At 68.8% G+C, this 21,203-nt stretch carries 22 protein-coding genes; 16 read left to right on the top strand and 6 right to left on the bottom strand.

Features of this window, described 5'->3' with window-relative positions:
- The first annotated feature begins 1 nt into the window (after position 1).
- The 8 genes from C3E87_RS03845 to C3E87_RS03810 all read left to right on the top strand — a co-directional run bounded on the left by C3E87_RS03845 (position 2) and on the right by C3E87_RS03810 (position 8,919).
- Positions 2 to 799 carry a DUF2877 domain-containing protein gene (locus tag C3E87_RS03845; RefSeq protein ID WP_076059608.1) on the top strand — a complete coding sequence of 266 codons (798 nt, stop codon included), beginning with the start codon at positions 2 to 4 and terminating at the stop codon, positions 797 to 799.
- Positions 796 to 2,352 carry an acyl-CoA synthetase FdrA gene (fdrA, locus tag C3E87_RS03840; protein ID WP_076059606.1) on the top strand — a complete coding sequence of 519 codons (1,557 nt, stop codon included), beginning with the start codon at positions 796 to 798 and terminating at the stop codon, positions 2,350 to 2,352. The genes C3E87_RS03845 and fdrA overlap by 4 nt, the downstream gene beginning before the upstream one ends.
- Positions 2,352 to 3,770, top strand: coding sequence for a DUF1116 domain-containing protein (locus C3E87_RS03835; protein WP_076059604.1), 1,419 nt, complete (start codon positions 2,352 to 2,354; stop codon positions 3,768 to 3,770). Before fdrA ends, C3E87_RS03835 begins: the two co-directional genes overlap by 1 nt.
- A 60-nt stretch (positions 3,771 to 3,830) precedes the next feature.
- On the top strand, positions 3,831 to 5,318 hold the full coding sequence (locus tag C3E87_RS03830) for a cytosine permease (RefSeq protein WP_076059602.1): 1,488 nt from the start codon (positions 3,831 to 3,833) through the stop codon (positions 5,316 to 5,318).
- A 27-nt stretch (positions 5,319 to 5,345) separates the two neighbouring features.
- A complete protein-coding gene (locus C3E87_RS03825) occupies positions 5,346 to 5,813 on the top strand; it encodes a nucleoside deaminase (RefSeq protein WP_076059600.1) in 468 nt (155 codons plus the stop codon).
- 163 nt (positions 5,814 to 5,976) lie between these two features.
- On the top strand, positions 5,977 to 7,482 hold the full coding sequence (guaB, locus tag C3E87_RS03820; protein WP_076060150.1) for an IMP dehydrogenase: 1,506 nt from the start codon (positions 5,977 to 5,979) through the stop codon (positions 7,480 to 7,482).
- A 25-nt stretch (positions 7,483 to 7,507) separates the two neighbouring features.
- Positions 7,508 to 8,608, top strand: a complete 1,101-nt coding sequence (locus C3E87_RS03815; protein ID WP_076059598.1) for a GuaB3 family IMP dehydrogenase-related protein — start codon at positions 7,508 to 7,510, stop codon at positions 8,606 to 8,608.
- Between the two features lie 14 nt (positions 8,609 to 8,622).
- Positions 8,623 to 8,919 (top strand): chorismate mutase, encoded by a 297-nt coding sequence (locus C3E87_RS03810; RefSeq protein ID WP_076060148.1) that lies wholly within the window; start codon positions 8,623 to 8,625, stop codon positions 8,917 to 8,919.
- Positions 8,920 to 8,955: 36 nt separating this feature from the next.
- On the opposite strand, the gene C3E87_RS03805 is transcribed toward C3E87_RS03810, so the two are convergent.
- The gene (locus tag C3E87_RS03805; protein ID WP_076059596.1) at positions 8,956 to 9,336 is read right to left on the bottom strand and encodes a globin; all 381 of its coding nucleotides are present in this window, start codon (positions 9,334 to 9,336) and stop codon (positions 8,956 to 8,958) included.
- 103 nt (positions 9,337 to 9,439) lie between these two features.
- Here C3E87_RS03805 and C3E87_RS03800 point away from each other — a divergent pair, with 103 nt between their 5' ends.
- From C3E87_RS03800 to C3E87_RS03770, 7 genes are read left to right on the top strand one after another with little or no spacing between them, the layout of a single operon-like run.
- Positions 9,440 to 10,492 (top strand): alpha/beta hydrolase, encoded by a 1,053-nt coding sequence (locus tag C3E87_RS03800; protein WP_076059594.1) that lies wholly within the window; start codon positions 9,440 to 9,442, stop codon positions 10,490 to 10,492.
- 52 nt (positions 10,493 to 10,544) lie between these two features.
- Entirely contained in the window at positions 10,545 to 11,183 is a 639-nt protein-coding gene (locus tag C3E87_RS03795; protein WP_083665387.1) for a TetR family transcriptional regulator, read from the top strand.
- Entirely contained in the window at positions 11,180 to 12,064 is an 885-nt protein-coding gene (locus tag C3E87_RS03790; protein ID WP_076059590.1) for an ABC transporter ATP-binding protein, read from the top strand. Before C3E87_RS03795 ends, C3E87_RS03790 begins: the two co-directional genes overlap by 4 nt.
- Entirely contained in the window at positions 12,061 to 13,692 is a 1,632-nt protein-coding gene (locus C3E87_RS03785) for an ABC transporter permease subunit (RefSeq protein WP_076059588.1), read from the top strand. Before C3E87_RS03790 ends, C3E87_RS03785 begins: the two co-directional genes overlap by 4 nt.
- Positions 13,693 to 13,694: 2 nt before the next feature.
- A complete protein-coding gene (locus tag C3E87_RS03780) occupies positions 13,695 to 14,399 on the top strand; it encodes a DNA alkylation repair protein (protein ID WP_076059586.1) in 705 nt (234 codons plus the stop codon).
- Between the two features lie 50 nt (positions 14,400 to 14,449).
- Positions 14,450 to 15,415 carry a hypothetical protein gene (locus C3E87_RS03775; protein ID WP_076059584.1) on the top strand — a complete coding sequence of 322 codons (966 nt, stop codon included), beginning with the start codon at positions 14,450 to 14,452 and terminating at the stop codon, positions 15,413 to 15,415.
- Complete coding sequence (locus C3E87_RS03770) at positions 15,415 to 16,407, top strand: hypothetical protein (RefSeq protein WP_076059582.1); 993 nt, start codon at positions 15,415 to 15,417, stop codon at positions 16,405 to 16,407. Before C3E87_RS03775 ends, C3E87_RS03770 begins: the two co-directional genes overlap by 1 nt.
- 11 nt (positions 16,408 to 16,418) lie before the next feature.
- Here the strand turns inward: C3E87_RS03770 and C3E87_RS03765 are convergent, their stop codons facing one another.
- Complete coding sequence (locus C3E87_RS03765) at positions 16,419 to 17,252, bottom strand: NAD(P)-dependent oxidoreductase (protein WP_076059580.1); 834 nt, start codon at positions 17,250 to 17,252, stop codon at positions 16,419 to 16,421.
- Positions 17,253 to 17,320: 68 nt separating this feature from the next.
- Positions 17,321 to 18,250: a cysteine synthase A gene (gene cysK, locus C3E87_RS03760; RefSeq protein WP_076059578.1), complete on the bottom strand. Its 930-nt coding sequence runs from the start codon at positions 18,248 to 18,250 to the stop codon at positions 17,321 to 17,323.
- A 179-nt stretch (positions 18,251 to 18,429) separates the two neighbouring features.
- On the opposite strand from cysK, the gene guaA reads away from it, so the two are divergent.
- Positions 18,430 to 19,980, top strand: coding sequence for a glutamine-hydrolyzing GMP synthase (guaA, locus tag C3E87_RS03755; RefSeq protein ID WP_076059576.1), 1,551 nt, complete (start codon positions 18,430 to 18,432; stop codon positions 19,978 to 19,980).
- Positions 19,981 to 20,026: 46 nt separating this feature from the next.
- On the opposite strand, the gene C3E87_RS03750 is transcribed toward guaA, so the two are convergent.
- From C3E87_RS03750 to C3E87_RS03740, 3 genes are all read right to left on the bottom strand, one after another.
- Positions 20,027 to 20,296 carry a PspC domain-containing protein gene (locus C3E87_RS03750; RefSeq protein ID WP_083665386.1) on the bottom strand — a complete coding sequence of 90 codons (270 nt, stop codon included), beginning with the start codon at positions 20,294 to 20,296 and terminating at the stop codon, positions 20,027 to 20,029.
- Positions 20,293 to 20,490, bottom strand: coding sequence for a hypothetical protein (locus tag C3E87_RS03745; RefSeq protein ID WP_083665385.1), 198 nt, complete (start codon positions 20,488 to 20,490; stop codon positions 20,293 to 20,295). The genes C3E87_RS03750 and C3E87_RS03745 overlap by 4 nt, the downstream gene beginning before the upstream one ends.
- The coding region (locus tag C3E87_RS03740; RefSeq protein WP_158069038.1) for a hypothetical protein at positions 20,487 to 21,203 on the bottom strand (717 nt) is incomplete at its 5' end. The genes C3E87_RS03740 and C3E87_RS03745, both read right to left, overlap by 4 nt.

Genomic DNA, 21,203 nt, shown 5'->3' with positions numbered 1-21,203 from the left:
CATGACCGTGATGAGGGCGCTCGTGGCTGACCGGGAGTTCACCTCCTGGGCCGCCACCCGCCCGCGCGCGCGAGTCCACTCGGTCTTCGGGCGCACCATCAACATGGTCGACGCCTCCGGCCTCTGGACCCTCGCCGCCGCGACGGTGCCGGTGGGCCCGCGCACCGCCGTCCTCGACGTGCCGTCCGCAGCAACTCTCAGGCTCGCCGTCGGCGATGAGGTGGATCTCGCCTCCGTCGACCTCAGGAACGCCACCACCTGGAATCCCGCCCACTGGCCGCTGTGGATCACGCGCGAGGCGCTCGACGTGGTGCGGGCGCACCTCCCGGTCACCGACGCGACGGACCCGTTCGAGCGTGCCGCAGAGGGACGGATCGCCACCCACACGGTGCGCCTCCAGACCGCGGTGCGCGGCGGCGACTTCACCACCACCAAGATCGCGGCAGCGCGCCTCATCGGCCTCGGCCCCGGTCTCACCCCGGCCGGTGACGACCTCCTCGCGGGCTTCATCATCGGCTGCCACGTGACGGGTCGCAACGCGGCCCTGCGGTGGCTGCGCTCCGCCGTCGCAGAGCACGCTGCGGCCACCAACGACATCAGCCTCACGATGCTGACCGCGGCCCTCGACGGCCGCGCGACCAGCGTCCTCCACCACCTCGTCGATGCGCTCGGCGCAGGCGACACCGACCGCATCATCGCGGCCACCGACCAATGCCTCGCGGTCGGGCACACCTCAGGACTGCACATTGTGGGCGGACTCGTCGCCGCCCTGGAACTCACTGAAAGAGGTCATCGATGACGACAACAACGACGCTCATCAAGAAGAACACCTACATCGACTCGGTCTCGCTGATGTCGGTCTCCACGAAGGCGAACGCGCTGCCGGGTGTGCAGCAGGCCTTCACCGCCATGGGCACCCCCATGAACAAGGAGGTGCTGGAGGGACTCGGTCTGCTGAGCGGGGAGGTCGCCGAAGCCACTCCCGGCGACCTCATCCTCATCGCCGTCACCGACGACGGCGTCGACACCGATGAGGTCATGGGCCAGGTCCAGGAGCTGCTCGTCCGCAAACCCCGCGGCGACGAGGAGACCGAGGTCACCTACCGCACCCTGAAGGGCGCCGTCGGTGGCCGCAAGGACGCCAACCTCGCAGTGATCTCCGTGAACGGGGCGTTCGCCGCGAACCAGGCGCACGCAGCGCTCGACGCCGGGCTCAGCGTGCTGATGTTCTCCGACAACGTCTCCATCGAGGACGAACTGTCCCTCAAGCGCAAGGCGCACGACAAGGGCCTGCTCATGATGGGTCCGGACTGTGGCACCGCCATCCTCGGCGGCGTCGGTCTCTGCTTCGCCAACGAGGTACGCCGCGGCCGCATCGGCATCGTCGGCGCCTCCGGCACCGGCAGCCAGGAGATGAGCGTGCGTCTGCACGCCTTCGGCGGCGGCATCAGCCACCTCATCGGCACCGGCGGCCGGGACCTCTCGGAGGAGATCGGCGGCATCATGATGCTCGACGGCATCGCCGCGCTGGACACGGACCCGGGCACCGACGTGCTCGTCGTCGTGTCCAAGCCCCCGGCGCACTCCGTGGCGAGCAAGGTCATCGACGCGCTCGCCGCCTCGGAGAAGCCCGCCGTCGTCTGCTTCCTCGGCGCCCCGCAGGAGCTCCTGGACGAGGCCGAGGCCAAGGGCGTCAAGGCGTTCAACCGCACCAAGCCCGCCGTCATCGCCGCCCTCGAGGCCAGCGGCGTCGACACCAGCACCATGAACCTCCACCCCCTCAACTGGCCCCTCATCGAGGAGGTCCGCGGCAAGCTCGCTCCCGAGCAGCGCTACATCCGCGGCATCTTCGCCGGCGGCACCCTCTGCGACGAGGCCATGTTCCTCGCCCTGGAGGACTTCGACGACGTCTACTCCAACCTGCGCTCCGGTGAGTTCCACCTCGGGGCCGGCGACACGTCGAAGGGCCACACCTTCCTCGACTTCGGCTCGGACGAGTTCACCAACGGCAAACCGCACCCCATGATCGACCCGTCCAACCGCATCCAGCGCTTCCTGGAGGAGGCCGCCGACCCGGAGACCGGCGTCATCGTGCTCGACTTCGTGCTGGGCTACGGGGCCAACCCCGACCCCGTCGGCGTGATGCTGCCCGCCATCAAGCAGGCCAAGCAGCAGGCTGCCGCTGAAGGGCGCCACCTCGAGGTCCTCGCCTTCGTGCTCGGCACCGACGGCGACCCACAGGACTTCGACTCGCAGGTGAACCAGCTCACCGACGCGGGCGTCACGTGGGCATCGTCTTCCACCAACACCGGGCTCCTCGCCCGCGAATTCGTCAAGAAGGGCAACAACTGATGAGCATCGCAGACCTCCTGACCAACCCGCTGTCGGCCGTCAACGTCGGGGCCGAGATGTTCGCCGACGACATCGCCACCCAGGGCGCCCGCGTCACGCACCTCGACTGGACCCCGCCCGGTGGCGGCCAGCCCGACGTGATCGCCGCGCTGACCAAGCTGGCTGATCCCGCCAACGCCGAGCGCATCGAGGCCGCCAACGCCATCGCGCTGGAACGCATCGTCACCTCCCAGCCCATGCTGGTGGGCTTCGGCCAGGCCCTCGACGTGGTGCCCGGCATGACGAAGAAGACCATCCTGCACGCCGGCCCGCCCATCGAGTTCCAGCGCATGGCCGGCGCCATGAAGGGCGCCGTCACCGGCGCGCTGGTGTTCGAGGGCCTCGCCAAGGACCTCGACGAGGCCTATGAGTTGGCGCTGTCGGGCGAGATCGACTTCAGCCCCTGCCACGAGCACAACGCGGTGGGTTCCATGGCCGGCGTCACCTCCGCATCGATGTTCATGCACGTGGTGGAGAACCGCCCCTACGGCAACTACGCCTACACCAACCTGTCCGAGCAACTCGCCAAGATCCTGCGGATGGGCGCCAACGACCAGAGCGTCATCGACCGCCTCAACTGGATGCGTGACGTGTTCGGCCCGATCCTCCGCGACGCCATGGTGTCGGCCAAGGAGATCGACCTGCGCATGATGCTGGCCCAGGCCATCCACATGGGCGACGAGGCCCACAACCGCAACAACGCCGGGACCGCGCTGCTCATCCAGGCCCTGACGCCGCACATCCTCGAGTCGGGCTTCTCGACGAAGGACAAGCAGGACGTCTTCAACTTCGTGCTCAGCTCCGACTACTTCTCGGGCCCCACCTGGATGGCCACCTCCAAGGCCGCCATGGACGCGGCGCACAACATTCCGGACTCCACCGTCGTGACCACGATGTGCCGCAACGGCGTGGAGTTCGGCATCCGGGTCTCCGGCATCGGCGGCAACACCTGGTTCACCGGACCCGCCCAGCGTGTCGTCGGCCCGCTGTTCGCCGGTTACACGGTGGAGGACTCCGGCCTCGACATCGGCGATTCCGCGATCACCGAGACCTACGGCATCGGCGGCTTCGCCATGGCCGCAGCCCCGGCGATCGTTCCGCTGGTGGGCGGCACCGTCTCCGAGGCCATCGGCTACTCGAAGACCATGATGGACATCACCACCGGGACCAACCCGAACATCACGATCCCGCTGCTGGACTTCCGCGGGATCGCCAGCGCCATCGACGTGCGCAAGGTGGAGGACACGGGCATCCTGCCCGTCATCAACACCGCCATCGCGCACAAGGACGCCGGCATCGGCATGATCGGCGCTGGCATCACTTACCCGCCCCTGGAGGCGTTCCACACAGCAACTCTCGCACTGGCCGAGAAGTTCTGATCCTCATCACAATGGGTGGGCAGTGTTGCCCTCCCGGTAACCCTTGAAAGGGGAAACACCATGTCAACGCTCTCTGTTGACGCTGCCGACGCAGTGGACATCTCGGACGAGACCTTCGCCGAGTACGCGTCGCGCGGCTACTCCGAGGAGGTGCTGCCGGTGCGCCGCAAGGACCGCACCTGGGGCATCCGCAACTTCGCGATGGTGTGGATGGGGCCCATCCACAACATCCTCAGCTACTTCACCGTCGTCGGCTTCTTCGCCTTCGGCCTGTCCGCCTGGCAGGTCATCGGGGCCATCATGACGGCGGCGGTCATCGTGTCGATCGGCTACGTCCTCAACGGCCACGCGGCCGCCAAGTACGGTGTGCCGTTCGCGATGCTCATCCGCGACACCTTCGGCGTCAAGGGCGCCGTGTTCCCGGCCCTGCTGCGTGGCCTCATCGCCGGCTGCGTGTTCTTCGGCCTCACCACGGTGTCCTCGGCCCAGGCCCTCGACGTCGTGTTCGAACGGCTCTTCCCGGGCTTCCTGAACCTCGGTGGGGGAGCGGACGTGCTCGGCCTCCCCATCCCGACGCTGATCAGCTACGTGGTGATGTGGGTCGTCACCGTGGTGCTCTACCTCGCCGGCCAGAAGTTCATCGGCAAGTTCTCCGACTGGGCCTCGCCCGCCGTCTGGATCCTGATGGTCGTCGGTGTCATCATCGCGATCAGCAACGCCGGCGGCGTCGGCGACGTGCTCGCGCTCGACCCGATCACCGAACCGGTCACCGTCGTCGGCTTCGTCACCTGCGTCTCGATGCTCGTATCCAACTGGGCCGGCCCGATCGTGAACATCGCCGACATCTCGCGCACCGCCGCCAACCAGCGCGCGCCGCGCCTGGGGTTCCCCATCGGCATGATCGTGTCCTACATCCTGTTCGCCATCGTGACGGTGTCGTTCATGGCCAGCCTGTACGCCGTCAGCGGCGGTGAGATCGACGTCAACAAGCCCACGGTCTTCGTCGACGCCATCAACTCGATCGGCAACCCCTTCATCGTCATCCTGCTGATCCTGGCCATGAACGTCGGCGCCACCGCCTTCGTCGTGTTCGGCAACATGCTGCCCTCCGGGCTGCAGATGACGGCCCAGCTGCCCAAGTGGTTCACCGTGAAGACCGGCGGCCTCCTCGCCGCCGTCGTCGGCACGCTGATCCTGCCCTGGCAGTTCGTCGAGAACACCACCATGCTGTACCTCTTCTACAGCTTCATCGGCTCGATGTTCGGCCCCATCGCCGGCATCATGCTCGCCAGCTACTACCTCGAGCGCAAGCGCGTCCTGAACCTCGACCACATCTACACCGCCCCCGGTGCGGACGGCGGGTACCCGGGCGGCGTCAACTGGCGCGCGATCGGCGTGCTGGTCGTCAGCTTCGTCGTGACTATGTCCGGGAAGCTCTTCAGCGGCGTCGAACTGCTGGCCACCATCAACAACTGGGCCTTCTTCTGCGGCCTCATCATCGGGTTCGTGGGCTACCTGCTCGTCCGTCCCCGCACCACCACCAACTGATCGTCCCCACAGACAAAGGAGTTACTCATGGACGAATACTTCAAGCTCGCAGTCGACGCCACCATGGAAGGCATGCGTGAGGGCACCGGCGGACCGTTCGGCGCCACCCTCGTCGACAAGAACGGCGAAGTCATCGCCGCCGTCGGCAACACCGTGCTCAAGGAGATGGACCCGTCGGGCCACGCCGAGCTCGTCGCGGTCCGCGAGGCCTGCGCCAAGTTGAACACGCTCGACCTCAGCGGCTCGACCATGTACGCCACGTGCGAGCCCTGCCCCATGTGCGTGGCCGTGATGATGTGGGCCGGCGTGGAGAAGTGCTACTACGCCTCCACCCGCACCGACGCTGCGGAGGCCGGGTTCTCGGACCAGCACCTGCGCGACTTCCTCGACAAGACCGACCCCACCCTCTTCGACCTCGAGCATCTCGAAGAGGGCCGTGAAGACTGTGCTGAGATCTGGACCGAGTTCGGTCGGCTGAAAGCCGAGCGGGCCTGACCCACAGCACACTGAGAACCCCGCCAGGCGTCCCCCTGTCTGGCGGGGTTCGTCATTTCCGGAGCCGTCCGCCGCTCGGCCACCGGTTAGCCCAGCCTCAGGCGGCGGCGTAGACTGAGGCCTCGAATGGCCGCGACCGAAGGGTGACCAAGTGTCCGAGGAACTGACTGGATCGGGGGTGCCCGCGCCGTTCGGCGTGCTGGGGCTCACCTATGACGATGTGCTCCTTCAGCCCAACCAATCAGACATCATTCCCTCGCAGGTGGACACCGGCACCCAGCTGACCCGTCGCATCAGGCTCAACGTTCCGCTCGCTTCCGCCGCGATGGACACCGTCACCGAATCCCGCCTGGCCATCGCCATGGCGCGCGAGGGTGGCATCGGCATCCTGCACCGCAACCTCAGCATCGAGGACCAGGCGCACATGGTTGACCAGGTGAAGCGCTCGGAGGCCGGGATGGTCTCTGAACCCATCACCGTCGGTCCCGACGCCACGCTCGGGGAGGTCGACGACCTCTGCGCGCAGTTCCGCATCTCCGGCACGCCCGTGGTGGATTCCGACGGCACGCTCCTGGGCATCATCACCAACCGCGACATGCGCTTCGAGGACGACGCCTCCCGCAAGGTGGGCGAGGTCATGACGAAGATGCCGCTGGTCACCGCCCACGTCGGCGTGACCAACGACGAGGCCATCGGCCTCATGGCCAAGCACAAGATCGAGAAGCTGCCCATCGTCGACGGCCAGGGCAAGCTCAAGGGGCTCATCACCCTCAAGGACTTCGTCAAGGCCGACAAATACCCCCATGCCGCCAAGGACGACTCCGGCCGCCTGCGCGTCGGCGCCGCCGTCGGCTTCTTTGGCGACTCCTGGGACCGCGCCATGGCGCTGGTGGAGAAGGGCGTCGACGCCATCGTCGTGGACACCGCGCACGGCCACAGCCGCGGCGTCGTGGACATGATCAAGCGACTCAAGGCAGAACCCCTCGCGGCTGACGTCGACATCATCGGCGGCAACGTCGCCACCTACGCCGGCGCCAAGGCGCTCGTCGAGGCCGGCGCAGACGCCGTGAAGGTGGGCGTGGGCCCCGGCTCCATCTGCACCACCCGCGTGGTGGCAGGCGTGGGCGTGCCCCAGGTCACCGCCATCTACGACGCGGCCCGTGCCGCCCGGCCGGCCGGCGTCCCTGTCATCGGCGACGGCGGCCTCCAGTACTCCGGCGACATCGCCAAGGCCATCGTGGCCGGCGCCTCCAGCGTCATGCTCGGCTCACTCCTGGCCGGCTGCGCCGAGAGCCCCGGCGAGCTGGTCTTCATCAACGGCAAGCAGTACAAGAGCTACCGCGGCATGGGCTCGCTGGGCGCCATGGCTGCTCGCGGGCGCAAGGCCTCCTACTCGAAGGACCGCTACTTCCAGGGCGACGTCACGGCCGACGACAAGCTCATCCCCGAAGGCATCGAGGGTCAGGTCGCCTACCGCGGCCCGCTGGCCGCCGTCGCCTACCAGTTGGTGGGTGGCCTGCGGCAGTCCATGTTCTACTCGGGCGCGGGCACCATCGCCGAGCTCCAGGACAGGGGCCGCTTCGTGCGGATCACGGCCGCCGGTCTGCGCGAATCGCACCCGCATGACATCCAGATGACCGCCGAAGCGCCGAACTACTCGTCGCGCTAGGAAGAGAACAGGTATAAACAACCACATGTACGAGCTTGAGCGTTCCAAGCGCGCCTCCCGCGCCTACAGCTTCGACGACGTCGCCATCGCGCCCACGCGTCGCACCCGCAGCGACGAGGAGGTGGACCTCTCCTGGAAGATCGACGCCGTCAGCTTCGACGTGCCCATCGTGGCCGCCCCCATGGACTCGGTCATGTCGCCGGCAGCGGCCATCCGCATGGGCCAGCTCGGCGGCCTGGGCGTGCTGAACCTGGAGGGTCTCTGGACCCGCTATGAGGATCCGCAGGCCCAGTACGAACTGATCACCCAGCAGTCGGATCAGGTCACCGCCACCAAGCGGCTGCAGGAGATCTACGCAGAGCCTGTGAAGGCGGAGCTCATCCGTGATCGCCTGGCCGAGATCCGCGAGGCCGGGGTCCCGGTGGCCGGGTCGCTGTCGCCCGCCCGCACGCAGGAGTTCGCGCCCATCATCGAGAAGGCCGGCATGGACTTCTTCGTCATCCGCGGCACCACCGTCTCGGCGGAGCACGTCGGCGGCGAGGACACCCTCAACCTCAAGGACTTCATCTACCGCTTCGACACCCCCGTGCTCGTCGGCGGCGTGGCCACCTACCGTGCCGGTCTGCACCTCATGCGCTCCGGTGCGGCCGGCGTCCTCGTCGGTTTCGGCGGTGGCGCCACGCACACCACCGCGTCGGTGCTGGGCATCCAGGTGCCCATGGCCTCTGCGGTGACGGACGTGGCGGAGGCCCGCCGTGACTACCTCGAGGAGTCGGGCGGCCGCTACGTGCACATCATCGCCGACGGCGCCGTCGGGCGTTCCGGCGACATCGCCAAGGCCGTCGCCTGTGGTGCCGACGCCGTGATGGTCGGCTCACCTCTGGCCCGCGCCACCGAGGCCCCCGGCCGCGGCTGGCACTGGGGTTCCGAGGCGTGGCACGCCTCGTTGCCGCGGGGCGAGCGCTCCTTCTTCGAGCAGGTGGGCACCCTCGAAGAGGTCGTGCTCGGCCCGTCGCGGGTTCCGGACGGCACGATGAACCTGGCTGGCGGTCTCCGCAAGGCCATGGCGCTGACCGGTTACACCGACCTCAAGTCGTTCCAGCGCATCGAACTCATCCTGCTCTGACGATGGGGATCCCCATGGACGAAGCACTCCACGAGCTGAAGCGCCTGCGCGGCAGCATCGACAACATGGACTCCGCCCTCATCCACCTGCTGGCTGAGCGCTTCAAGGTGACCCAGCGGGTGGGGGAGCTCAAGGCGAGGGCGGGGCTGCCGCCGGCAGACCCGGGCCGCGAGGCCCAGCAGATCGCCCGGCTTCGTGCGCTCGCGGAGAGCGCGGAGCTGGATCCTGAGCTGGCGGAGAAGTTCCTGACGTTCATCGTCAGCGAGGTGGTGCGCCACCACGAGCGGATCGCCGCGGAGCAGGCAGACTGACGCCCTGAGCCGGCGGCCTCGGGGGAGGTTGCCGGCTCAGTCGTGGGAGTTGATCATGAACTCCGCCGCCCGCACCAGGTAGTCGCGCAGGGCCGCGTCGTCCTCCGGAGCGAGATCCAGCGTGTCGCAGGCGTTCATCATGTGGTGCACCCACCGGTCGCGCTGCAGCGGAGTGACGGCGAATTCCAGGTGCCGCATCCGCAGCCTGGGGTGGCCGCGCTGTTCCTGGTAGGTCTTCGGGCCGCCCCAGTACTGCTCGAGGAACATCCTCAACCGGTCCTCCGCCGGGCCCAGGTCCTCCTCGGGATAGAGCTCCCGCAGCGGGGCGTCATCGGCGACACCCTTGTAGAACTCATGCACGAGTTGTTGGAAGGTTCCGTAGCCGCCCACGCGGTCGTAGAAGCTCTTGTCGGTCACGGACCCATTGTGTCAGGAGCCGGCAACGCACCCTTTACAGCAACCTGAACGCGGTGTCAGGATTGGCGGCAGCGGCCCACCCCCAACGACGAGGAGCCCCGCCATGAACGAACTGACCCCGCAGCGGATCCGGACCAACCGCCTCACCCAGAACGTGTGGACGGCCGGTCCGATGGACGGTACGCCGCTGCTGCTGGTGCACGGCAACCTCAGCAGCGGCGGCTTCTGGCGGTACGTCGTCGAGCACCTCGCCGCCGACGTGAGGGTCATCGCGCCGGATCTCCGCGGCTTCGGCGACACCGACCCCCTCCCCATCGACGCCCGGCACGGGCTGGGCGACATGGTCGACGACCTCCATGACCTTCTCTCGTACCTGGGTCTCGCGGGGCAGCGCAGGGTCAACGCCGTCGGGTGGTCCATGGGCGCCGGGGTCCTCCAGCAACTGATGCTCGAATACCGCGACGACCTGGCGTCGGTCACCCTCATCGCACCGCTGTCGCCGTACGGCTACGGCGGCACGAAGGGAACCGACGGCGAACCGGCGACGGCCGATCACGCCGGTGCGGGTGCCGGCGGGGCCAACCCCGCGTTCGTCGCGCGGCTCGCGGCCCACGACACCAGCGAGGGCGACCCGCAGACCAGTCCCCGCGTGATCATGCGCACGTACTTCGGGGGAGGTGCCAACCACGCCAACCTGGACGAGGATTTCCTCACGCAGGAACTGGTCAAGATCCGCACGGGAGACGACTTCTACCCGGGCAACGCGGTGGCCTCGGAGAACTGGCCCGGCTCGGCGACAGGGGATCGCGGCGTACTCAACACCATGAGCCCCAGGTGGTACAACACCGCGGGCATCGTGGACCTCGAACGCAAGCCGCCGGTGCTGTGGATCCACGCCTCGGAGGACAAGGTGGTGGCCAACGGTTCGTTGTTCGATCTGGCCACGCTCGGCCAGCTCGGCGCCATCCCCGGCTGGCCCGGCGAGGACGTGCTGCCTCCCCAGCCGATGGTCGATCAGACCCGGGCGGTGCTTGAGCGGTACCGCGCGAACGGGGGAGAGGTCCGGGAGGTCTTCCTGGAGGGCGAGGATCACGGCATCCCTCTGGCCGTCCCGGGCCTCGTCGCACGGGAGGTGACCAGCATCCTGGTTCAGTGATCCCGGGCGCCACCTTGTACAGATGTATAGGTAGTTATACGCTTGTATCGTGATGGATGACCGGACGACGAGCGCCAAGCTGCGCGACGCGTGTATCGAGATCGTCGCGGAATCGGGGGTGAAGGCCGCGACGGCGCGGGCCGTCGCCGACCTGGCCGGGGTGTCGCTGGGCCTCATCCGCCACCACTTCGGCTCCATGGGGCAGCTCCTGCACGCCTGTGACCAACACGTCGCGGATCTCGTGCGCAACGGCAAAGAGGACGCCATCGCCCAGGGCGCCGGGTTCGACGCGCTGGCCGCGCTCCGGGCCACCGGCTCCGAGCACGTCATGGGCTACCTCGCCATGCGCCTCACCGACAATTCCGAGGGCATCAACCACCTCGTCGACGCGATGATCGACGACGCCGACGACTACCTCGCGGCAGGCGTTCAGGCCGGGCTGCTCACGCCCACCGACGATGAGCGGTCCCGGGCCGTCCTGCTGACGATGTTCGGGTTGGGCTCGCTCAGCCTGCACAACCACCTGAGCAGGCACTTCGGCATCGACCTGCGCAGCGCAGACCCCTCCACCCAGCCCGGCTTCGCGCGCTACCTGCGCGTCCACCTGGAGGTCTTCGGCGGCCTCCTGCAACCCGCGGTCCGTGAGCAGTACCTCGCGGCCATCGATCAACTGTCCGAGGAGGACGCATGATCCCCATCCAGACGCGGCAGCTCACCAAGCACTACGGGTCCTTCCCCGCGCTGGTGGACCTCGATCTCGACGTGCGGCAGGGGGAGGTCTTCGGCTTCCTCGGCCCGAACGGAGCCGGGAAGTCCACCACCATCCGCGTGCTGATGGGCGAGCTCAACGCGACGTCGGGCTCGGCCACGGTGCTGGGTGCCGCACCGCGCGAGGTGGCCCACCGCAACCGGCTGGGTTATCTCCCGGCGGACCTGGCGCTGTGGCCGGCGATGACAGGACGGGACACCCTGAAGTTCTTCGCCAATCTCCGCGGGGGAGTCGACTGGCGCTACGTCGACCAACTCGTGGAGCGCCTCAAGGCGAACCTCGACAAGCGCGTCGGTGAACTCTCCAGCGGCAACCGGCAGAAGATCGGCCTGATCGCCACGTTCATGCACAAGCCCGAACTGCTCCTGCTCGACGAACCCAACGCAGGCCTCGACCCCCTCGTGCAGCACGAGTTCTGGGCCATGATGCGCGAGGTCGCCGACGACGGCCGCAGCGTCTTCCTGTCGTCGCACACCCTGTCAGAGGTGGAGCGCGTGGCGGACCGGGTGGGCATCATCCGTCAAGGTCGCCTCGTCGCGGTGGAGGAGGTCGCTGCGCTCCGCGCCATGCAGATGCGCCGCATCGAGCTGGATTTCGACGGCGAACTCGACGAAGGCTTCCTCCGCAGGATCGACGGCGTGCGCGACGTGGAACTCACGCCGGGGCGCGCCCTCGTCGATTTCAACGGCGACATGTCTGCGCTGCTGGGGGCTGTCACCGGCCTCACCACCCTGCGCGACCTCCGCACCAACGATGCCGACCTCGAGGAGATCTTCCTGGCCTACTACAAGGACGCGAAGTGAGCACCGCGGTCCTCCGCAAGGGCCTGGCCGACGGGTGGCGGGGCCTGACGACCGCCGCCGCAGTCGTCGCCGCGATGCTGGTGTTCGGGCTGATCGTCTACCAGGACATCGACTTGAGCATCTACGAGGCGCTCCCGGAAGCCGTCCGCAGCGTGATGGGTGTCCCCGCGGAGGCGGACGCGTCCGTGCTCGCCTACAACGAGATGCTCGGGGCCATCGGCGCGATGGCACTGGCAGGCGTCGGCATCGCGATCGGGGCCCAGGCCGTGGCCGGCGAAGAGGGCAACCGGACGCTGCCCCTGGTGCTGGCCGCGCCCGTGTCGCGCACGGCCTACGCCCTGAGCAGGGCGGTGGCCATGGTGCTGCTCCTCGTGGCCGCGACGGTCGTGATCTGGGCGGCCGGCGCGCTGGCGCCGCTGGCCCTCGGCATCGACATCGGCCAATCCGATCTCGGTGCCCTCATGACCCACCTCGGGGCCAACACCGTGTTCCACGCCGCCGTCGCGTTCGCGGTCGGCGCGCTCACCGGCCGCAAGTCTCTGGCGGCCGCGGTAGCTGCCGGCGTCATGGTGCTGGGGTGGCTCGGCGCCGGGCTGTTGCCGCTGTGGCGTGAGGGCTGGGCCGATTGGGTGCCGTGGACCTGGTTCAACGGGTCGAAGCCCCTTGTCAACGGCGTCGACGGCGGCCACCTCGCGCTGCTGCTGGCCGGCGCCGCGGTGCTGATCGCGGTGGGGGTGATCGGATTCGCGGGTCGTGAGATCCGCCTGCATGAGGGCGGCGCGACGCTGAAGGAGCGGCTCCACGCGCTCCCTGTCGTCGGGAAACTGGTTCGCCCCACCGGTCGGGGCCAGTCACTCCTGGGTCTGCGCTTCGCCTCCCAGCGCACGCTGCTGATCACGGTGACGTTCATCATGGGCGCGCTGATGGGCCTCCTGATGGGCCCGTTGTACTCGTCGATGGAGGCCGACCTCAACCAGTTCGCCGCGAGCTTCCCCGAGGCAATGGTGGCGATGTTCGGCGGTGGCAACATGTCCACCCCCGCCGGGTTCCTCCACATCGAAACGATGGGCATGATGGCCCCCATTGCCGTGATCCTGCTGGCCACGGCAGCCGCCTCGGCCGGCATCGCGGGCGAGGAGCACGCCGGGCGGCTCGCGGGAGTGCTCGCCACCCCCGTCTCGCGCTCCCGCGTCTACTGGACCACCGCTGCGGTCATGGCGGGCTACGTGCTGGTGGTCAGCGTCGGGCTGTTCCTCGGCCTGTGGGCGGGCAACGCGCTGGGCGGGCTCGAGGTGGAACTCGCGAACGTCGCGACCGCCTGCTTCCTGATGGCCTGCCTCGGCTGGGCCTTCGGCGGCTTCGCCCTGGTGTTGTCCGCTGCCACCGGCCGCCCGGGCCTCGTCGTCTGGGGCACCACGGGCGTGGCCATCGCGACGTACTTCGGCTACACGCTCCTCATGGCGGCGGGCAGGGAGGAGTGGGGATGGTGGTCGCCGTTCCGCGCCTACCTGTACGGCGCCCCGATCGAGGTGGGCATGCAGTGGTGGCAGCCCGCGTGGCTCCTCGCGATGGCGGTCGTGCTGATCCTCGCCGGGCTACCGCTCTTCGCGCGCCGGGACCTCCGCTGACGATGCTGACCGACGAGATCCGCGCCGCGCTGCGTGCCCAGGCCGACCCGGCACGCGCCGCCGGCCAGCAGCGGTACATGAAATCGGTGCTGCCGTACTACGGCCTGACGTCACCTGCATTGAGGGCGACCCTGAAGCCGGTCCTGTCCCGGTCCCGGCTGGCGTCGGCCGACGGGTGGCGCGCCGCCGTCGTCGATCTCTGGGACCACGCCACCCACCGCGAGGAGTGGTACGCCGCCATCGCAGTTCTGCGCCACGGTCGCTACCGGGCCTTCGCCCTCGAGCCCTCACCGGAGAACATCGCCATGCTCCGAAACCTCATCGTGACCGGGGCGTGGTGGGACGTCGTCGACGAGATCTCCGCCCGCACCGTGGGGGAGCTCCTCCGGGCCCAGCCCGCCCTCATGACACCGCTCCTGCGCGGCTGGGCGGAGGAGGAGGACCTCTGGCTGCGGCGCACCGCGATCATCTGCCAGCGGTTGTTCCGGGAGGCCACCGATCGTGAGCTGCTGACGCACGCGATCGAGCACAGCATCAGCGACGGCGACTTCTTCGCGCGCAAGGCCATCGGCTGGGCGCTGCGCGAGTACTCCAAAACCGACGGCCCATGGGTGCGCACCTACATCGCGGCCAATGCGGACAGGCTCTCGCCGCTCTCGGTGCGGGAGGGCCTCAAGTGGCTGGGCCGCCCGTCGTCGGCAGGTTGAGCCCTCCAGCCGGGCGTGCCTTGCCGCACCGGTATCGTCGAGGGGTGGACATGGTGGAGATCTCCCTCGACAGCCCCGTTTCAGCGCTGGGCCGCCTCCTCCTCGTCGAGACGGAGGCCGGCCGGAGCATCATCCGCAGGACCTCCCAGGGCGGCACCCACACGCTCACCGCGTACCTGCCGGACGGCCGCAAGACAGACTTCGAGGGCGTGCGCGGGGAGCGCACCCTGAGGCAGGCCGTGGCCACCGTGTCGGCCGCCCGCCCGCTCCGGGCCTTCCAGGTGGAGGGCGGCGAGGTCACGGCCAAACTGCGGCCGGCGCAGACCTTCCTGTCCTACCTGCCGTGGGTGGTGGGGATCGCACTGGCCGGCCTGGGCGGCGTCGGCGACGGGTTCGGCATTTTCCGCTTCGTGTTCCTCGCGCTCGGCGTCACCATCATCCTCGTGGCCCAGGACGCCTTCAAGAAGGGCCGCCGGTATCGCGACTGGGCCGTGGAGACCGGCGACGGCGACGTCAGGGCCATCGACTTCCCCCTGCCGGCGCTGCCCGAGGAGATCGAGGTCGACGACGTCAAGGAGGAGTACGGACGGCTGCTCAGTGACATCGTCTACCGCATCGAGTTCCCCGCACTGTTCGACCCCCACGAGCCCACGTCGAAGGAGTTCACCCTCGCACTGCTGCAATGGGACAACAACGACGGCGTGGCCGGCGATGACGAGCGGCGCGAGCTCGCCCGCCGCGTGCGGGCAACCTTCGCCGCCGCACGGGCGAACGCCGAGCGGATCGGGATGGCGCACCTGCCGCAGGCGGCCCAGTTCCGAGCGACCACGGCGCTCAAGGCCGCCAGGCTCGCCGTCGATGAAGCGGCACCCGCGCCGGAGCGGGAGACAGCGCTGCGCCGAGCCGTCGAGATCCTCGACGACTTGGCGCTCTACTACCTGCCCACCGGGACGGAAGCGCGCAGGGCCATCACCGGCAGCACCCCGCCGCAGCTCCCCGGAAGGCGGGCCTCCTGATGTACGCCACCTGGCAGCAGGTCCCGCCCGACACCACGTGGGCCGGCTTCGCGCCCGGCGCGGTGCTGCTCTACAACGACGACGAGGCCGTCGTCGTCGACGCGCGGCGGGGACAGAAAGACAAGATCAAGCTGCGCATCCAGCGGCCCAACGGCGAGCGGTTCGAGCGTGACGTGAAGCCCGGCGAGTCCCTGGGGGCCCAGGCGGCCTCCCTCCTGGAGGGCTCCGGTGCCCGGGCGATGGTGCTGCCTGCCGTGATCTGGCACGAGGACCAGCTGTTCTCGCCGCGCAACATCGCCGCCCTGCTGGCCAGCGCCCTCGTGACCACCGTGTTCATGGTCCTGACCAGCCTGAACTCGAACCCGATGTCGTTTCTGTACCTGTCGTTCATGATCGCCGGCGCGGCCGCCATGGGCGTGCGGCGGCTCTGGAAGGGCGGCCGGCTCACCTTCCTGGCGCCGGACCGTCTGGGCCTGACGATGGGGACGATCCACGCCTATGCGCTGACGCGCGAGGCGGGCAAGTTGTGGGTTCCGCCGACGCCCGGCTCGGACCGGCGCGGCCTCGCCTACCAACGCGTCGACGCGATCCGCGACGCCTATCTGGGCCTGCGCGGCGACATCGCCTACCGCATCGAGTCGCCGGCGCTCTTCGACCCGAAGGTGCCGGCCACGGCCGAGTTCGAGGCGGCGTTGGTGGCGTTCGACGACGTCACGGATCTCACCTCCACCGACGAACTGGACGAACGTGCCACCGAGGTGGAACTGACGTTCAACGTGGCACAGGCCAACGCCGAACGTCTGGGGCTCAGCCACTTCCCGGAACACGCCCGCGCGGATGCGCGCCGCGCGGGCAAGGCTGCCAGGCTCGCCGCCGGAGCCACCACGGAGGGGGAACGCCAGGCATCGCTCGCGCAGGTCAAGCGCATCCTCGACTCGCTGGCGCTGTACTACCTCCCCGCCGTCGACGAGAAGCTGGCCATCGAGAAGTAGCCGCCGATGGCTCAGGCCACGACGTCGCGCCAAGAGTGCCGCGGGCGCCACCCCAGCTTCTCGGCGGCGGCCCGGTTGCTGAGCAACGTGCCGAACTCCGCCACCTCGTCCGGCACCGTCAGGTCCGGGTGGATGGCCTTGAGGGCGTCGCGCGTGGGCATGTCGAGGATGATGTCGTCAGCGGCGATCACGAAGGAGTGCGCGCCGGTGAGGTCTGCGGTGAGCGCGTCCTCACAGGACTGGGCGACGTCGCGGGCGTCGATGTAGCCGAACAGGTTCCACCGTCGCGCCTCTGGATCCTTCGCGAACGACGGCTGCATGGCGTAGTCGTCCACCGTGAAGATGTTCGACAACCGCAGCGCGATCACCGGGATGCCGGCCCAGCGGGCCACCTCGGCGGCCATCGTCTCGGTCATCACCTTGCTGAGCGAGTACGTCGAGTTCGGCAGCGGGTAGTGGTCTTCGTCGACGGGGACGTAGCGCACCTCGTCGAACGGCAGCCCGAGGGTGGTTTCGCTGGAGGCCCACACGATGCGCTTCAACCGCAGCTTCCAGGCCGCCATGAACACGTTGGTGTTCATCAGCAGGTTCTGGTTGAGCGTGTGGGTGTCGGTGTGGATGTTGTCGGCCGGGATGTTGGCCAGGTGGATGACCGCGTCGGCGTCGACGAGGAGGTCCATGGCCTCGCCCACCTGGGTCAGGTCCGCCTTGAAGAAGCGGCCGTCGTACCAGGCGGGGCGGGGTGCGAGATCGGTGGCCACGACGTCGTGGTCGGTGTTGTCGGTGAAGTGGCGCAGGGTGGCCTGCCCGGCCTTGCCGCTGGCGCCCGTGATGACGATTCTCATGCCTTCAGACTAGGGCGGCCGCTGCCTGTCGGCAGCGGCCGCCTCGTCTCAAGCGGAAAGTTGGCCGATCAGTTGTCGATCAAGCCCTCGAACAGGACGGTGGAGAGGTAGCGCTCGCCGAACGACGGGACGATGACCACGATGGTCTTGCCGGCATTCTCCGGGCGGGCCGCCACCTCGGCTGCGGCCGACAGTGCGGCGCCGGAGGACAGGCCAACCAGGAGGCCCTCCTCGCGTGCGGCCCGGCGGGCGAAGTCGACGGCCTGGTCGATGTTGCGGGGCAGGACCTCGTCGATGACGGAGCGGTCCAGGATCTCGGGGATGAAGTTGGCGCCGATGCCCTGGATCTTGTGCGGGCCGGGCTGGCCGCCGGAGAGGATCGCCGATTCCTGCGGTTCCACCGCGACGATCTGCACGCTGGGCTTGCGCTCCTTCAGGACCTGGCCGACACCGGAGATGGTGCCGCCGGTGCCGATTCCGGCCACGACGATGTCCACGGCGCCGTCGGTGTCGTTCCAGATCTCCTCGGCGGTGGTGGTGCGGTGGATCTCCACGTTGGCAGGGTTGGCGAACTGGCGGGCGAGGATGCCGCCGCGCTCAGCCGCGATCTCCTCGGCGCGCTCGACGGCGCCGCGCATGCCGGCGGGGCCGGGTGTCAGCACGAGCTCGGCACCGTAGGCGCGCAGCAGTGCGCGGCGCTCCAGCGACATGGTCTCGGGCATGGTCAGCACCACCTTGTAGCCGCGGGCGGCGCCCACCATGGCCAGGGCGATACCGGTGTTGCCGGAGGTGCCCTCGACGATGGTGCCGCCGGGCTGCAGTTCGCCGGAGGCCTCAGCTGCGTCGACGATGGCCACGCCGATGCGGTCCTTGACGGAGTTGGCGGGGTTGTAGAACTCGAGCTTCGCGGCGACGATGGCGTTGTCGCCGGCGACCCGGTTCAGCTTCACGAGGGGGGTGCGACCGACGAGGGCCGTGACGTCAGAGTAAATGCTCATGCCACCGCCAACCGCGCTGACGGGGGGATTATTCCCCGGCGAGGGAATTCGGCTCCACGAATTTCCCAGGGCACGGCTGAGGTGCTGGTTATCCCGACGAGCTGGCGACGTGTCCACGGTCGGTGAGCGAGGCTCTCCCCGTTAGGGCGGAGGCGCCCCACGACATTAGACTCGTCGCCATGACTGCCCACGAGAAGGTGCTGGTCGTCGACTTCGGCGCCCAGTACGCCCAACTGATCGCGCGCCGTGTGCGCGAGGCCAACGTGTACTCGGAGATCGTCAGCCACAGGCTGAGCGTCGAGGAGATGATGGCCCAGAAGCCCGCCGCGCTCATCCTCTCCGGTGGACCGTCCTCGGTGTACGCCGACGACGCGCCCTCTGTCGATCCCGCCATCTTCAGCGCGGGGGTCCCGGTCCTGGGCATCTGCTACGGCTTCCAGGCGATGGCGCAGGCCCTCGGCGGCACGGTCGCGAAGACCGGCCAGCGCGAGTACGGCCGCACGTCCCTGTCGATCGCCGAGGGTGGCTGCCTGCTCGGCTCGCTGCCCAACACCCTCAACGTCTGGATGTCGCACGGCGACTCCGTGAGCAAAGCCCCCAAGGGCTTCAAGGTCCTCGCCCGTACCGCCGGTGCTCCGGTGGCGGCGTTCGAGGACAGGGAGCGCGGGCTCGCCGGTGTGCAGTGGCACCCCGAGGTCAACCACACGCAGTGGGGCCAGCAGGTCATCGAACACTTCCTGTTCAACATCGCCAAGCTGACTGCCGACTGGACCCCGGAGAACATGGTCACGGAGTCCATCAACGCGGTCCGCAGCCAGGTGGGCGACAAGCATGTCCTCTGCGCGCTGTCCGGCGGCGTTGACTCCGCCGTCGCCGCCGCTCTCGTGCAGCAGGCCATCGGCTCGCAGCTCACGTGCGTGTTCGTCGACCACGGCCTCCTCCGCGAGGGCGAAGTCGAGCAGGTCCGCACCGACTTCGTGGCGGCCACCGGCGTCGACCTCGTCTTCGCCGACGAGCGTGAGCGCTTCCTCACCGCGCTGGCAGGCGTCAGCGATCCGGAGGAGAAGCGCAAGATCATCGGCCGCGAGTTCATCCGCACCTTCGAGGAGAAGGCGCGCGAGATCGCAGGAGACCGTGGCATCGACTTCCTCGTCCAGGGCACGCTGTACCCGGACGTCGTCGAGTCCGGCGGCGGCGAGGGTGCGGCCAACATCAAGAGCCACCACAACGTCGGCGGCCTGCCGGACGACCTGCAGTTCACGCTGATCGAGCCGCTGCGCCAGATGTTCAAGGACGAGGTGCGCGCCGTGGGCGAGCAGCTCGGCCTTCCTGAGGCCATGGTGTGGCGCCACCCGTTCCCCGGCCCCGGCCTGGCCATCCGCATCGTCGGCGAGATCACCGAGGACCGCCTCGCGATCCTCCGCCAGGCTGACGCCATCGCGCGCGAGGAACTGGCCAACGCCAAGCTGGAGCGCGAGATCTGGCAGTTCCCCGTCGTGCTGCTGGCGGATGTCCGCTCCGTGGGCGTGCAGGGCGACGGCCGCACCTACGGCCACCCCATCGTGCTGCGCCCCGTCGTGTCCGACGACGCGATGACGGCCGACTGGGCCCGGCTGCCCTACGAACTGCTGGAGAAGATCTCCAGCCGGATCACCAACGAATGCCCCGAGGTCAACCGCGTGGCGCTCGACATCACGAGCAAGCCGCCGGGCACCATCGAGTGGGAGTGACGAAAACCCCCAAGCTGCGTTGCAGCTTGGGGGTTTTCCTGTGCGGTCAGATGTCGTAGTTGGGTCCCTTGGGGCCCTGGTTCTTCCGGTCGTCGTACCAGGTGCGGGCCTTGTCGAAGCCCTCTTCGGCGATGGTGCCGCCGTCTTCGCGGGGGATGACCGCCCACAGGATGAGGTACACGAGCAGGCCGCTGCCGGCGAAGATCGAGATGAGGATGAAGGCGACGCGCACCATGGTGACGTCGACGTTGATGGCCTTGGCGACGCCGGCGGCGACGCCACCGATCATGCCGTTACGGGAGCGGGTGAGTTTCATGATTGTTCCTTCCGGTGGGTGGTGCGGCCACGTGTTGCGAGGAGCCCGATCGTGCCTGCTGCGGCCAGGGTCACGGCGAGGATCGGCTGAATGAGGGGCGAGGCGATGTGCCCCGCGAGGAGGAGCACGACGGCGAAGCCGACGGCCACCAGGCCGATGGCCAGGGCGGCGATGTCCAGGGATGGGCGGTTCATGCGGACTCCTTGATGAGCACGTCGGACAGTTGGGCATGGACGTCGATGTGGAGACCCCCGGTCGCCGTGCCACCGTCTGCGGGGCTTCCCGGTGCCATGGTGACGTCGGCCAGCCACGAGGTGGTGGTCATCGCCTCGACCGGTCCAGGCAGGATCAGTTCGATGTCGGAGGCGACCACTTCGACGCGCAGTACCGTCTGGTCGTCGAGTTGCAGGCCGCTCAGGTCCACGACGCCCTCCCTGCCGACGAGGCGCACCACCTGGGTGTCCTCGGTGGGGGCCGGAGCCACAACGGTCTGGGTGGCGAGCCACCCCGTCGCCACGATCGAGGCGGCCAGGGCGGCCAACACGAAACGGGGGATCCGACGGTCACGAGTGGCCAGGGCGCAGATCACGGTGACCAGGCCGCCGGCGGCGGTGGTCGCGGCCAGCGTGACGCTCAGGTCGTAGCCAAGCAGCCCGGCCGAGACGCCCGACGCCGCCATCATCGCCACGATGACCGCGACGCCCATCCACCAACCGTTCTTGGCCTGCGGCGCCATGGCGCGCGGCGTCGGCGGCTCCTCGGGGGCGTACAGGTCGACGGTGGGCAACTGCCGCGACGGTACCGCCGCGCGATGCGAGCCCACCGCGTCGTTGATGCTGCGCCGCCAGTGCTCGACCAGGGCCTGGTCGTCGAGCGGGGCGACGGGCGCGGCCGCGGGGAAGAGGCG

It is taken from the genome of Tessaracoccus sp. ZS01 (genome assembly GCF_022342445.1).
GTDB lineage: Bacteria > Actinomycetota > Actinomycetes > Propionibacteriales > Propionibacteriaceae > Arachnia.
Note: the sequence above shows the minus strand (reverse complement) of the source record. Positions and strands in the feature narration are given on the sequence as shown.